At 39.4% G+C, this 13,110-nt stretch carries 13 protein-coding genes; 6 read left to right on the top strand and 7 right to left on the bottom strand.

Annotated features, from left to right (window positions below; genetic code table 11):
• Nucleotides 1–2 precede the first annotated feature (2 nt).
• Entirely contained in the window at nucleotides 3–962 is a 960-nt protein-coding gene (dmeF, locus tag FY048_RS18230; RefSeq protein WP_446092067.1) for a CDF family Co(II)/Ni(II) efflux transporter DmeF, read from the top strand.
• A 95-nt stretch (nucleotides 963–1,057) separates the two neighbouring features.
• A complete protein-coding gene (locus FY048_RS18225; RefSeq protein ID WP_446092066.1) occupies nucleotides 1,058–1,756 on the top strand; it encodes a DsbC family protein in 699 nt (232 codons plus the stop codon).
• 50 nt (nucleotides 1,757–1,806) lie between these two features.
• Here the strand turns inward: FY048_RS18225 and FY048_RS18220 are convergent, their stop codons facing one another.
• The 6 genes from FY048_RS18220 to FY048_RS18195 form a co-directional block, all read right to left on the bottom strand.
• On the bottom strand, nucleotides 1,807–2,058 hold the full coding sequence (locus FY048_RS18220) for a GlsB/YeaQ/YmgE family stress response membrane protein (protein ID WP_002115476.1): 252 nt from the start codon (nucleotides 2,056–2,058) through the stop codon (nucleotides 1,807–1,809).
• A 172-nt stretch (nucleotides 2,059–2,230) separates the two neighbouring features.
• Nucleotides 2,231–2,758: a hypoxanthine phosphoribosyltransferase gene (gene hpt, locus FY048_RS18215; RefSeq protein WP_004795560.1), complete on the bottom strand. Its 528-nt coding sequence runs from the start codon at nucleotides 2,756–2,758 to the stop codon at nucleotides 2,231–2,233.
• A gap of 217 nt (nucleotides 2,759–2,975) precedes the next feature.
• Entirely contained in the window at nucleotides 2,976–4,298 is a 1,323-nt protein-coding gene (guaD, locus tag FY048_RS18210) for a guanine deaminase (RefSeq protein ID WP_446092065.1), read from the bottom strand.
• A gap of 56 nt (nucleotides 4,299–4,354) precedes the next feature.
• Entirely contained in the window at nucleotides 4,355–5,410 is a 1,056-nt protein-coding gene (locus FY048_RS18205) for a Rieske 2Fe-2S domain-containing protein (RefSeq protein ID WP_446092064.1), read from the bottom strand.
• 297 nt (nucleotides 5,411–5,707) lie between these two features.
• The gene (locus FY048_RS18200) at nucleotides 5,708–6,664 is read right to left on the bottom strand and encodes a TerC family protein (RefSeq protein ID WP_016139721.1); all 957 of its coding nucleotides are present in this window, start codon (nucleotides 6,662–6,664) and stop codon (nucleotides 5,708–5,710) included.
• A 320-nt stretch (nucleotides 6,665–6,984) separates the two neighbouring features.
• Entirely contained in the window at nucleotides 6,985–7,581 is a 597-nt protein-coding gene (locus FY048_RS18195; protein ID WP_446092063.1) for a phosphatase PAP2 family protein, read from the bottom strand.
• A gap of 136 nt (nucleotides 7,582–7,717) precedes the next feature.
• Here FY048_RS18195 and FY048_RS18190 point away from each other — a divergent pair, with 136 nt between their 5' ends.
• A complete protein-coding gene (locus FY048_RS18190) occupies nucleotides 7,718–8,968 on the top strand; it encodes a low temperature requirement protein A (protein WP_446092062.1) in 1,251 nt (416 codons plus the stop codon).
• A 70-nt stretch (nucleotides 8,969–9,038) separates the two neighbouring features.
• Here FY048_RS18190 and mpl read toward each other — a convergent pair whose 3' ends face one another.
• Nucleotides 9,039–10,412, bottom strand: a complete 1,374-nt coding sequence (gene mpl / locus FY048_RS18185) for a UDP-N-acetylmuramate:L-alanyl-gamma-D-glutamyl-meso-diaminopimelate ligase (protein ID WP_446092061.1) — start codon at nucleotides 10,410–10,412, stop codon at nucleotides 9,039–9,041.
• 240 nt (nucleotides 10,413–10,652) lie between these two features.
• On the opposite strand from mpl, the gene FY048_RS18180 reads away from it, so the two are divergent.
• The 3 genes from FY048_RS18180 to FY048_RS18170 all read left to right on the top strand — a co-directional run bounded on the left by FY048_RS18180 (nucleotide 10,653) and on the right by FY048_RS18170 (nucleotide 12,938).
• Nucleotides 10,653–11,015: a DMT family protein gene (locus FY048_RS18180; protein ID WP_199968772.1), complete on the top strand. Its 363-nt coding sequence runs from the start codon at nucleotides 10,653–10,655 to the stop codon at nucleotides 11,013–11,015.
• A gap of 276 nt (nucleotides 11,016–11,291) precedes the next feature.
• Nucleotides 11,292–11,807, top strand: a complete 516-nt coding sequence (gene purE / locus FY048_RS18175) for a 5-(carboxyamino)imidazole ribonucleotide mutase (RefSeq protein ID WP_002115451.1) — start codon at nucleotides 11,292–11,294, stop codon at nucleotides 11,805–11,807.
• Between the two features lie 9 nt (nucleotides 11,808–11,816).
• Nucleotides 11,817–12,938 carry a 5-(carboxyamino)imidazole ribonucleotide synthase gene (locus tag FY048_RS18170; RefSeq protein WP_199944083.1) on the top strand — a complete coding sequence of 374 codons (1,122 nt, stop codon included), beginning with the start codon at nucleotides 11,817–11,819 and terminating at the stop codon, nucleotides 12,936–12,938.
• The last annotated feature ends 172 nt before the right edge of the window (nucleotides 12,939–13,110 follow it).

The raw sequence follows: 13,110 nt of genomic DNA, 5'->3' as shown, positions 1-13,110 counted from the left end.
TTATGCAAGATCATAGTGTATCACGTCATCATCAACATCAGTTTGATGAAGGAAATCCACTTGCACAAAAACGTATTTTGGTTGCAACGATTTTAACGGCATCTATGATGGTGTTAGAAATATTCGGTGGATGGTTTTTCAATTCAATGGCACTTCTGGCTGATGGTTGGCATATGAGTTCACATATGTTGGCACTCGGTTTAGCCTATTTTGCCTATCGTGCAGCTCGTCATTATTCAAAAGATCGTCGGTTTAGTTTTGGAACTTGGAAAATCGAGATTTTAGCGGGTTATAGCAGTGCAATTTTGCTGATGGTTGTTGCCATTTTTATGGCATTTCAGTCGATACAGCGCTTATTTAATCCAGTCGAGATTTTTTATAATGAAGCGATTCCTATTGCAATTTTAGGTTTGGTCATTAACTTGATTTGCGCCTGGTTACTTCACGATGATGGACACCATCACCATCACCATCACCATCACCATCACGAACATGGGCATCATCATGATTTAAACCAAAAAGCTGCTTTTTTACATGTGGTTGCAGATGCTGTGACCTCTGTTTTTGCAATTATTGCGCTTTGTGCTGGCAAATATTTTGGATGGGATTTTTTAGATGCACTTTTAGGGATTTTAGGCGCTATTTTGGTTGCAAAATGGTCTCTTGGATTAATGAAAGAGACAGGGAAAACCCTTTTAGATGCTGAAATGGATCATCCTGTGGTTGAAGAAATTCGTGAAGTGATTGCTGAATTTCCTAAACACATTGAAATTACTGATATTCATGTCTGGAAAGTCGCAAAAGGCAAATTTTCTTGTATTTTGGCGCTCGAAACCGATGATATTTCTTTAACCGCAGACCAGATTCGTCATGCTTTATCCATTCATGATGAAATTGTGCATATATCGGTAGAAATTAATACTCTAAAACCTACTCATGTTCCACGTGAAACATTGGCATAAATGAGTGGCATTTTGGTTATAACTCGGTAATCAGTTCTGTTTTCAAAAGCTGAACTGATTAAAATGATCTCCTCTCCTACCTATGAGTCGGTTTTATGCTTAAAAAATTAGGAATATTGGCGTTATTTAGCCTAACTACAAGTATGAGTTTCGCCAATGTGGATTCTGTTAGGGAAAATATTAAAAAACAATATCCTAATTTGAAAATTAGCAATATTCAGAAAACCGAAATGTCTGGGCTATATAGCGCTAATCTCGATCAACAAATCATCTATGTTGGTGAAGATGGGCAACATATGTTTGTAGGCTCTATGATTCGTTTAAAAGACCAGAAAAACTTAACTAAAGATTTGGTATTAGGACAGAATTCAATTGATTGGAAACAATTGCCTTTAAAAGATGCGATTAAAACAGTCAAAGGTAATGGACAGCATGTTTTAGCCGTATTTTCTGATCCAAACTGTCCTTATTGTAAGCAGCTCGAGCCTGAACTCGATAAGCTGAAAGATGTGACCATTTACACGTTCATTTATCCTCTAAAGCCTCAGTCTATTGTTGTTTCTAGACAGGTTTGGTGTGCGCCAAATCAATCCTATTCATGGAAAAAACTGATTCAACAAGGTGTTAAACCAACAGTTGCAAGCTGTGCTAATCCAATTGATCGTAATTTAGAACTTGGAAAGAAATTAGGTTTTAATGGTACCCCTACCCTGATTTTTGCAAATGGATTTAAACTGGTAGGCGCTCGATCTGCCGAAGAAATTCAGGCAGTGTGGACAGAATTAGGTCTATAAAATGAATTAAAAAAAGCACCATCAGGTGCTTTTTTATTGCCTAAAAGGCATTAACTTTTTCGTGCAATCAAGTTGTAGATAAAAAGAATAACGATAGCGCCAATTACAGATGCGATAAAGCCCGCAGCTGAATTTTCTCCATAAAGGCCAAGTAACCGACCACCATAAGTGGCTAGAAGTGAACCTGCAATACCAATTAGAGTGGTTACGATAAAACCTGCTTTATCATCTCCAGGATGTAAGGCACGAGCGATTAAGCCAGCAAAGAAACCAACTACAATAGCGACAATGAGTGACCACATATTTGTTCTCCAGTTGTTTTTTTGATGAAGTTAATGATTTTGCTTCATATTCTATCGTGCGGCAGAGTCATCTATTTTGTCTGTAGCAGATTGCGACTTTTTGTGTCTTTTTTGTTCGAAGCTAAAGTTTTATATAAAAAAATAGCACCTCTCGGTGCTATTTTTTTGAAATTTATAAACCAATTTCGCCAATAAATGGTAAGTGGCGATATTTTTGGTCGTAGTCTAATCCATAACCCACAATAAACTTGTCTTCAACTTCAAAACCTAAAAATTTCACTTCGAGATCAATTTCACGGCGAGATGGTTTACTCACTAACGTACACAATTGAATCGAATTTGGTTCACGAGTTTGCAGCATTTCCATAACTTTGCTTAAGGTATTACCTGAGTCGATAATATCTTCAACGACCAGTACATCTTTACCGCGAATTTCACCATCAAGATCTTTTAAGATTTTAACATCTCGACTTGAAGTCGTACCGCCGCCGTAGCTAGACACTGTCATAAAGTCGAGTTCATGCGGTTTGGTAATCGTTCGGCACAAGTCTGCCATGAAAATAACAGAACCACGCAGTAGCCCAATCAGGACTAACTCTTTGTCACTATTTGCATAGTGAGCGTTAATTTGCTCGCCGAGCTCTTTGACTTTTGCTTGAATTTCTTCGGTTGAAATCATGATGCTCATTGCAACAGTCATGTCAGATTCCTACAAGATATAAAAGAAAAAATAAAAAAGGTGTTGACCTGCAACACCTCTAAAATCTGAGTTAATGGTAAAATTTTAAAGCAAAATGATGTTTCATGCACCCTTTGATGACTCTGAAGTTTTATCATTTTGAGCAATATGTCGATCCCGCTTTAATACAAGAGCACATATTCCAAATAATAACAAAAACTTAACAGCCCGATTTTTATTAGACTGTTTCTTTTTGATAAGCACGTTTTCCATAAATATAAGTCGCCTCAATATTACGGTCATCACCTAAAGTGAATAATGCAAACAATGAATCTTCAACAGACTTTGATTTCGACTGACGAAGTTGCTGTAATGCTGTTGGCTTAAGGTTGAGTACCACAAAGTCTGCTTCTTTACCGATGTTGAAATTGCCTAACTGGTCGTGCAGGTCAAGCGCTTTTGCTCCGCCTAGCGTCGCGTGATAGAGCGCTTCATAAGCTGAAAGTTTATCACCTTGTAATTGCTGGACCTTATAAGCCTCATTAACTGTTTGAAGCAAACTAAATGATGTACCTGCACCGATATCTGTACCCAAACCTACTTTCACTTGTTTTTCCCATGTCTTTTTCAATGGGAATAAACCACTGCCTAAGAATAGGTTTGAAGTTGGGCAAAATGCGATAGCCGATTGCGTATCATGCATACATTGCCATTCTTTATCTTCTAAGTGAACACAATGAGCAAACACGGAACGTTTACCAGTCAAACCATAATGTTGATAAACGTCTAAGTAACCTGTTTGCTCAGGAAATAAAGATTTCACCCATGCAATTTCGTCTTTGTTTTCGCTTAAATGGGTATGTACATAAACATCAGGAAACTCTTGTTTTAACTGCCCTGCTCTTTCTAACTGTTCAGGTGTAGATGTCGGCGCAAAACGTGGCGTAATTGCATACAGAGCACGGCCTTTACCATGCCATTTTTCAATCAATGCTTTTGTGTCGCTATAAGCCGTTTCTGGTGTATCACACAGCGCTTCAGGTGCATTACGGTCCATAAGTACCTTACCAGCAATTAAACGCATCTGAACACGCTCTGCGGCTTCAAATAAGGCATCAACAGACTCGGGATGAACTGTACAGAAAACAAGGGCTGTGGTTGTACCGTGTTTTAAAAGCTCCTGAACAAAGAACTGCGCAATTTCACTTGCATATGCTTTGTCCTGAAACTGGATTTCTGTTGGAAATGTATAGGTATTGAGCCAGCTTAAAAGTTGTTCGCCATATGCCCCAACCATTTCAGTTTGTGGGAAGTGAATATGAGTATCAATAAAGCCGGGTACAATCAATTGTTCTGGGTAATGTTGAACCTCAACCCCAGCAGGAAGATGCGCTTGAGCTTCTTCCCATGCGCCAAACCATTTGATTTTTCCATGTTCACTAATCAAAACACCATCTTCCAAATAACGCACTTGATTTGGAATATCAGTCGGCTCTGAGACGGTTTGTTGGATATCTAAAAAACGACCACGCACAACGGTGGTATTTGCGATCAATGACATGGAAAGCCTTTATATTTTCACTTTTTTCGGTTGATTGTACCCCACTTAAACAAGATTTAAACGGTATAACGTTTACTTAGTCCCCATTCCGCCAAAATTCGTCGATAAGTCGTTGATGAACGGTCAGCTTCAAAATGTGCTTCCATCATTAAATCAAGCGGTAGGTCTTCTGGCTTTTGTGATTCGACCATATCTTGGTCTTCAGCAAAAATTTGGGCATTAAATGCGTATACTTTTTCTAAATCACCTGTTTGGTCAAAGTTACGGGTGAGTGGAACAAATAAACGGGTTTGATTACTTGAAACAGGACAACAGGCATTTAAGATTTTTAAGACACCCCCTTCTGGGAAATCTACAGTAAGTACTGCGGAAAAAGGAGGATAGACATCAAAGGTACGCTTCCATAAAAAGCCTTCTGGTTCGAGATGTTTTAATTCATGTGGATAGTTGCTGACATTACTGATATAGACCGTTTTTAAGCCGTAGCTGGTACGTTCAGTGTGATATTTGGGTACGACTGGGTTCTCTCGATTCGCAAATGCATTGTGATGTACCCATGCAAAATGAGCGACATCGATAAAACCTTCAAGTTGACGTCCGCTCGACCCGCCAATATCAACAAAAGGCGGCAAAATTGATTGATGCTCTGTATGCTCCCAAGTATCCATTACAGGAATATTAGCTTGAGTAACATCACGACTGTGAATACTGGTCCAAATCAGGCCATATCGTTCAACAACTGGAAATTTGGTCAGAGAAAAACGATCAGAAATTTTGGTTAACTCTGGTTGAGCTGGTATTTGGGTACACTTCCCTTCGGTGTTATAGCGCAGACCGTGATAGGGACATACAATTTCTTCACCATCGACCCATCCTTTGGTTAACGGCACACCACGATGTGGACAAATGTCTCGAACCAGATGAATTTCACCACTTTCTGTCTTATACAGTGCCATATTCACGTCTAATAGTGTCACTCGTTGCGGTGCAGTAGAGACGTCTTGAATACGGGCAACTGGATACCAGTGACTAGATAAAATTTCCCAATCTTTTGCATCAAAACTGCTGTTACACGGCATAGCAAGCGGCGTTAACGTTGGAATAGCATTCATAGCATCGCTCCTTAAAAAAATTAGGGCTCTCACGAGCCCTTAAAATCTAGGCTTTTTTCTTTTTAGGAGATGCAAAGAGCTTGCCAATATAGATTTTTAATAAAGGAAAAGAGCGTAAAGTTTTTAAAATACAAAAGATTGAAGGATTCTATTTTTGAATTTTTGTTCTAATTTAGCTTTAAAAATGAAAGTTCATTATGCGTTATATACTTAAAATGCACTGATTAATTGCGAATTAAGCACAATAAAAAAGCACTTTTAAAGTGCTTTTTTATTTAGATGCCTTGATAGGATGAATTAAGACTGCAACTGCTTTTTGTTGTGTCGTAAAGAGAGGTAAGCAGTAATTGCCAACACTATTACGATAAAGCTTAACGAGATCCAGATTGGCATGTGGAATACATCAAGCAACAACATTTTTGCACCAATGAACAATAAGATGATGCCTAAACCGTATGGCAAGTAATGCAGTTTAGATGCAGCGCCAGCAAGCAAGAAGAACATTGCACGTAAACCTAAAATAGCCATTAAGTTCGCAGTTAAAACAATAAATGGATCGCTGGTTACCGCGAAAATAGCAGGAATTGAGTCTACTGCGAAAATCACATCTGAAGCTTCAACCAAAATCAACACTAAAAATAACGGCGTTGCCCACAATAAACCGTTTTGACGTACAAAGAATTTGTCACCTTCAAGTTGTGGTGTAATACGCATGTGCTTACGTAACCATTTTAAAGCTTTGATGTCTTCAATATTGGTTTCTTCTTCTTGGCCCTTTAAGAATTTGAAGCCTGTATATACCAAGAACGCACCAAAGATATAAAGCACCCAAGAAAACTCTTGAACAAACCATGCACCAATAAAGATAAAAAGAGTACGCAGTACAATCGCGCCTAATACGCCGTAGAGTAAGATTTTACGTTGGAGCGCAGCCGGAATAGCAAACGCTGCGAAAATCATTAACCAGACGAAAACGTTGTCAATCGCAAGTGACTTTTCGAGTAAGTAACCTGCAAAATATTCCATGGTTTTTTGATTTGCTAAGGTCACACCAGCAGTTTGCTGTAGATACAACCATAAACCACCACCAAATAACATTGCCACGCTTACCCAAGCCACACTCCAGTAAGCAGCTTGCTTGATAGAAACGTCTTGGCCTTGCTTTTGTTTAAAGCCTAAGAAGTCCACTAAAAGCATGACAATGACAATGCCAAAGAATGCTATATACAGCCATAGATTGCCGATCGATTCCATAAATCCTCCTCACATCCGGCAATTGGGCATAAAAAAACCTTGACCAGTCGCCAGATGAATTAAACATCTGTATCAACATGATCAAGGTCTTGCCTACATCATGAATTTCATGATGCTCAGATACCGACTTTTTAATAAAAGTGTATTGACGATATCTGACACATAACATTGCTGTTATGTTTGGAGGAGGCTACTCCCCTTGTCAAACTAAATTCTGTATTGGATAAAACATATCCAATTTCACATAGAATGGCAGATTTTTTTATATTAAGCAACTGAACTTAATTTCGTGGTTTTTTAACCTAAAAAGGGATTTAGGGCTATTTAATCAAACCTCGATCTAAAAGCGGTTTGCATATGATTTGGTAAAGATGAATAAAGAATGCGGTCAAACTTGTACCGTAAGCATTCCAGAAGTAATAACCTGCCGTATTGACCAGTAGCGCGACAATAAAAGCACCCAACATGTCTAAAGGGAAATGCACACCTAAATAAATACGTGACCACGCCACCACAAATGATAAAGATAGAAGAATGATCCCAATCATTTTGCGCTGTGCAAATAAATAAGACAGAGCAATGGTGCTGAAAATCAGCATATGATTACTTGGAAAAGATGCTGTTGGCGCATGTTCAATAAACGTGGTGCCAACACCCATCACAAACGGTCTTGCGTGATGATAAAACAGAGAAATAACGTAACCTACTAAAAGTGATATGCAGGTTAAAAAGACAGATTTAATCACCCTGTTTTTTAAATCTTGATCGCCATAGAACCATAAAAAGGTAAGGATGAATAAAAGGATATACAGGAGATCATTAGCAAAAAAGACAGCAAGACGAATGATAAATTGACTCGCATCCTGAGCACCATTAATGACATGGAATAAGCTAAGGTTGAGTGTTTCTAAAGACATTCATATTCCAAACAAGAACAAAAAACGTGGGCTATGATAAAGAATTAAGTCTAATGTCTTGATAAAGAATTGTCACAAAAATGAAATATAGTTTGTTTGTGAGTAAAGATTAAACAGCAGGCCTAGATAATTTTTAATGCGGGATCTGGACGTTAATATTAAAGTGTTAGCGTGTTGGCACTTTATTCGAGAACGTTATTTTATGACTACTCAAGAAAAACAGAAAAAATTAAGTTTGAGACCTTTATCTCCAAGAGATCCAAAACAGCCGCATAGAGCAGCAACTCCCCTCGAATTATTGTTCGATTTAATTTTTGTGGTCGCGATTGCAACAGCGGGTCAGCAGTTACATCACGCCATTATTGAAAATCACCTATGGCATGCGTTACCAAACTACCTGATGGTATTTTTTGCACTGTGGTGGGCATGGATGAATTTTTCGTGGTTTGCTTCAGCTTACGATAACGACGATGCGTTGTATCGATGCCTTACCTTTGTACAGATTGTGGGGTCATTGGTGATGGCGGCAGGTATTCCTGATGTATTTCGTAGTCAGGATTTTGACATCATTATTGTGGGTTATGTGATCATGCGTATGGCACTGGTTACCCAGTGGTTGCGTGCAGCAAAACATGATCCGGCACGGCGAATTACGGCTTACCGCTATGCAATCGGTATTGTATTGGTTCAGGTGGGTTGGCTCATTGCCAATTTCACACATGTACTCTCAGTCCCTTTATTTTTATTTGTGGCTGCGATGGAGCTATTTGTTCCCTACTATGCAGAAAAATATTCACCAACGCCATGGCATCCTCATCATATTGTAGAACGTTATGCCTTACTCACGATTATTGTTCTGGGTGAATCAATCGTCGGTAGTTTTAATGCAATACGTGATGCTTTAGCCGCCCAGTCAATGAATGTTCCTGCCGTTTTCTTAATGATCGGTGGATTGGTGCTGATGTTTGCAATGTGGTGGGCTTATTTTGATCGTAGTGAACAACACCATCACGTTAAAGGGGTGCGTCCCTTTGTTTGGGGATACGGCCATTATTTTGTTTTTGTCAGTATTGCTGCGGTGGGTGCTGCGCTTGCCGCTGCCGTGGATGTCACAACCCATCATGCGCATATTTCCGATTTATATATGGGAGTCGTCGTTGCGGTGAGTGTGGTGCTCTATACCACCTGTATTTGGGTACTATACGAAGTTGAATGTTTAACGGGAATCAGCAAATGGTTTTATCCTATTACAGCACTCATTATTTTATGTATTCCGTTTATTTGTAATAACGTGGGATATAGCGTTTTTGCGATGGGTATTTTCTATAGTTTACGTTTAATGGTTTCTAATAAATTTATGGCCAATATAGAGCCAGAAAAAGTTTAAAAATAATTGATATAAAAAAACGGGTTTCAATTTGAAACCCGTTTTTTTATTGAATCATCTAAAGCGGAAGTTAAGCAGCTTTCGCTTTTAATGCGCTCATGAGTTTTTGATGTAAGCCACCAAAGCCACCGTTAGACATAATCACAACGGCATCGCCCTCACCTGCTTCATTGACAATACGCTCAATAATTTCGTCAAGTGAACGGCTTACTTGGGCGCGGTTAGAGGAAGCTTCAATTACGGGTTGTAAATCCCAATCTAGACCTTCTGGCTGATACCAGATGACATCGTCTGCTAAGCGTGCTGAATGTGCCAAGCCATCTTTATGACTGCCCATACGCATTGTGTTTGAACGCGGCTCAATAATGGCCCATAAACGGCGTTTACCTAAGCGTTTACGTGCACCATCTAAAGTCGTGTCAATTGCAGTTGGATGGTGAGCGAAGTCATCATAAACCTCAATGCCATTGACTGTGCCGAGTAACTCCATACGACGTTTCACGCCGCCAAAGTTAGATAAAGCTTCACAAGCTTGTTCAAGTGCCACACCCACATGCTGAGCGGCTGCAATCGTTGCCAAAGCATTCGCTACGCTATGTTGCCCTGTCATGCTCCATTTAACTTCACCAACGACATTGCCATTTTCGAGTACTTTAAAATGGCTGCCATCAATTGAAATGAGTTCAGCAGATAAAGCAGCTTTTTCATTCGTTTCTAAACTTGTGCGAATTACGGGTGTCCAGCAACCCATTTCAAGCACTTCATCAATATGAGTTTCAGTAATTGGCGCAATAATACGACCTTCACTTGGAATAGTACGAACAAGATGATGGAATTGTTTTTGAATCGCTGCTAGGTCATCAAAAATATCGGCATGGTCAAATTCAAGGTTATTTAAAATCGCCGTTTTTGGGTGATAATGAACAAATTTAGAGCGCTTATCAAAGAAAGCTGAGTCATATTCATCTGCCTCAACGCAGAAGTATTTGCCACCGCCTAAGCGAGCGCTTTCACTAAAACCAAGTGGAACACCACCAATTAAAAAGCCTGGATTTAAACCAGCCTGATCAAGTACCCAAGCGAGCATGGTCGTTGTGGTCGTTTTACCATGAGTCCCTGCTACACCAAGTACATGTTTACCTTGTAGAACATGATCGGCAAGGAACTGAGGACCAGAAATATATGGCAAACCTTCGTTAAGCATATATTCCACGGCATCAATACCACGTTTCATGGCATTTCCGACAATCACTAAATCAGGATGAGGCTGCAAATGACTACGGTCATAGCCTTGCATGAGGGTAATACCTGCGTTCTCTAACTGGGTAGACATCGGTGGGTAAACGTTTGAATCGGAACCTGTTACCTGATGTCCTAAATCACGAGCTAAAAGTGCCAAAGAGCCCATAAAAGTGCCACAAATACCCAAGATATGCAGATGCATTGCTCGCCTTCTCCACTGCTTTTGTACACAATATTCGTATGAATGACTGTGTGTTCATTATTGATAAATTTGCCAGCAACGATAGCAAGGCTAAACTCGAAAAGATAGTCAAAAATCGTTGTTGTTCTATGTGTTTGAGGCTCTGACAAAAGCACATCTTTATTTTTTCGATTTAAGCTGAATTACAGTTTTATCTTTTATAATGTTTTGATCCATATTAATACTTAAATCATCGTGATGATGAAGGATGTGCCTTTGAATCCAACGGTTTTAGCTTTTGCTTTCTTAATTATTTCTAACTGCTTTATGACACTTGCATGGTATGGGCATCTTAAGTTTTTACACCATGCTCCACTTTGGCAAGCGATTTTATTCGGTTGGATTATTGCGCTGCTTGAATATAGTTTTATGATTCCGGCAACTCGTATGCTGAGTGCACAAGGCTGGCTACTCGGCGAAATGAAAATTACACAGGAAGTGGTCACACTGATTGTGTTTGTACCGTTTATGCTTTTCTTGTTTAAACAACCATTTAAACTAGATTATTTATGGGCGATGGTATGTTTGTTTGGCTGTGTCTACTTCGTATTTAGAAGCCAGTAAGCTGCATTGGATGATTTATTCTACTTTGCAATAAGCCATTGCTCTTCCAAATGCCTGATTATCTTGCAGGATGTTTAAATAATATTAATAAAATTTGAGAATGTGTCATTGTTAAACCATGACATTTTTTGATGAGATTAAAAATATTCGCAGAGCTGGTCAGTTAAATTTTCGTGAGATGAAAAATCAGTCTATAATAATGGGCTTCCGAACCATTTAAAACTTGGCTCTCGTCGAGATTTATCTTCTTTTACTTTTGTCTCTGGAACATTAGCAATGAATGCGGCCGCAGCACAAGACGCTCAACCTCTCGTTGGAATTATTATGGGTTCTCAATCTGATTGGGCAACTCTCGAAAACACAGCCAATATGCTTAAACAGCTTGGTGTCCCATTTGAAGCGGAAGTGGTATCTGCTCATCGTACTCCAGATCGTTTATTTGAATATGCAGAAACTGCGCGTGATCGCGGTATTCAAGTGATTATTGCTGGTGCCGGTGGTGCAGCGCATTTACCTGGAATGTGTGCCGCAAAAACTGATTTACCAGTTTTAGGTGTGCCAGTTAAATCATCAATTTTAAATGGCGTAGATTCTTTGCTTTCAATTGTACAAATGCCAGCAGGTATTGCAGTTGGCACTTTAGCGATTGGTCCAGCCGGTGCGACGAATGCTGCAATTATGGCGGCACAAATCTTAGGTTTAACTCGTCCTGAAATCGCAAAAAATGTTGCTGATTTCCGTGCTGCGCAAACTGATAAAGTTGCAAGCAAAAATATTCCGGGTCAGGTGTAAGAGGCTGAGATGGATAAAACTATCGGTATTTTTGGTGGTGGGCAATTGGGTCGAATGATGGCTCAAGCGGCGTTACCATTAAATATTCAATGTACTTTTTTTGAAGCAAATACAGATTGTCCAGCAGGTGTTTTAGGCCAAGTCTTTTCTAGTCAAGATGAGCAAGGCTTAAAGCAGTTTATTGAAAGTGCTGATGTTTTCAGTCTTGAGTTTGAAAATACGCCAGTTGAAGATGTGGATGTTTTAACACAAACTAAAGCATTGCACCCTCCCCGTGTTGCTTTAGCAACTGCGCAAAATCGTTTGTCAGAAAAAGCTTTATTTGATGAGCTTACTATTCCTGTTGCGCCGTATCGTGCTGTAGATAGTCTAGAAAGCTTGAAAAAGGCTGTTGCTGAGCTTGGTTTGCCGATTGTGCTTAAGACTGCAACTGGTGGATATGACGGTAAAGGTCAGTTTGTACTTCGTTCAGAAGACCAGATTGATACTGCTTGGGCTGAACTTGGTCCTGCAAAGAGTCTAGTTGCCGAAAGCTTTGTTAAATTCTCTCGTGAAGTTTCAATTATTGCGGTGCGCGGTCAAAATGGTGAAGTAAAAACTTGGCCATTGGCTGAAAATCACCACCATAATGGCATTTTATCGCATTCAATTGTTCCTGCACCGAATAGTGAAGCTTTGCAACCTGTGGCTCAAGACTACATTACTCGTTTGTTGAATCATCTCAACTATGTTGGCGTGCTTACTCTAGAGCTGTTTGTAACAGAACAAGGTTTATGTGCAAATGAGATGGCACCACGTGTGCATAACTCAGGTCACTGGTCAATTGAAGGTGCTGTTTGTTCTCAGTTTGAAAACCATATTCGAGCTGTTGCAGGTCTACCATTGGGTTCAACAGATGTTGTTCGCCCAACGGTGATGATCAATATTATTGGTCAGCATCCTAAAACTGAAGATGTACTTGCCTTAAATGGTGCTCATCTACATCTTTATAACAAGTCAGAACGTGCTGGCCGTAAGTTAGGCCATATCACTTTAATGCCTGTGGATAGTAATGAATTGACGACATTATGCCGTCAATTGGCAGAAATTTTGCCTGAACCGCTCGCTTTAACAGCAGATATGACCCTCTAAAGCATTTCTAATTCTAAAAAAAGCGATCTTCGGATCGCTTTTTTTATCTTTTAAATTTAAAAAAATAATAAATCATGAGTAATTTTTGTTTGTGGATAACTTTTCACAGGAATTTTTGAATTTAAATATTGGTGGTATTTTTAAGTTTAAAAAGTGAACCGGGTTGTTTTGA

This window comes from Acinetobacter sp. 1124_18A (assembly GCF_052824995.1).
Note: the sequence above shows the minus strand (reverse complement) of the source record. Positions and strands in the feature narration are given on the sequence as shown.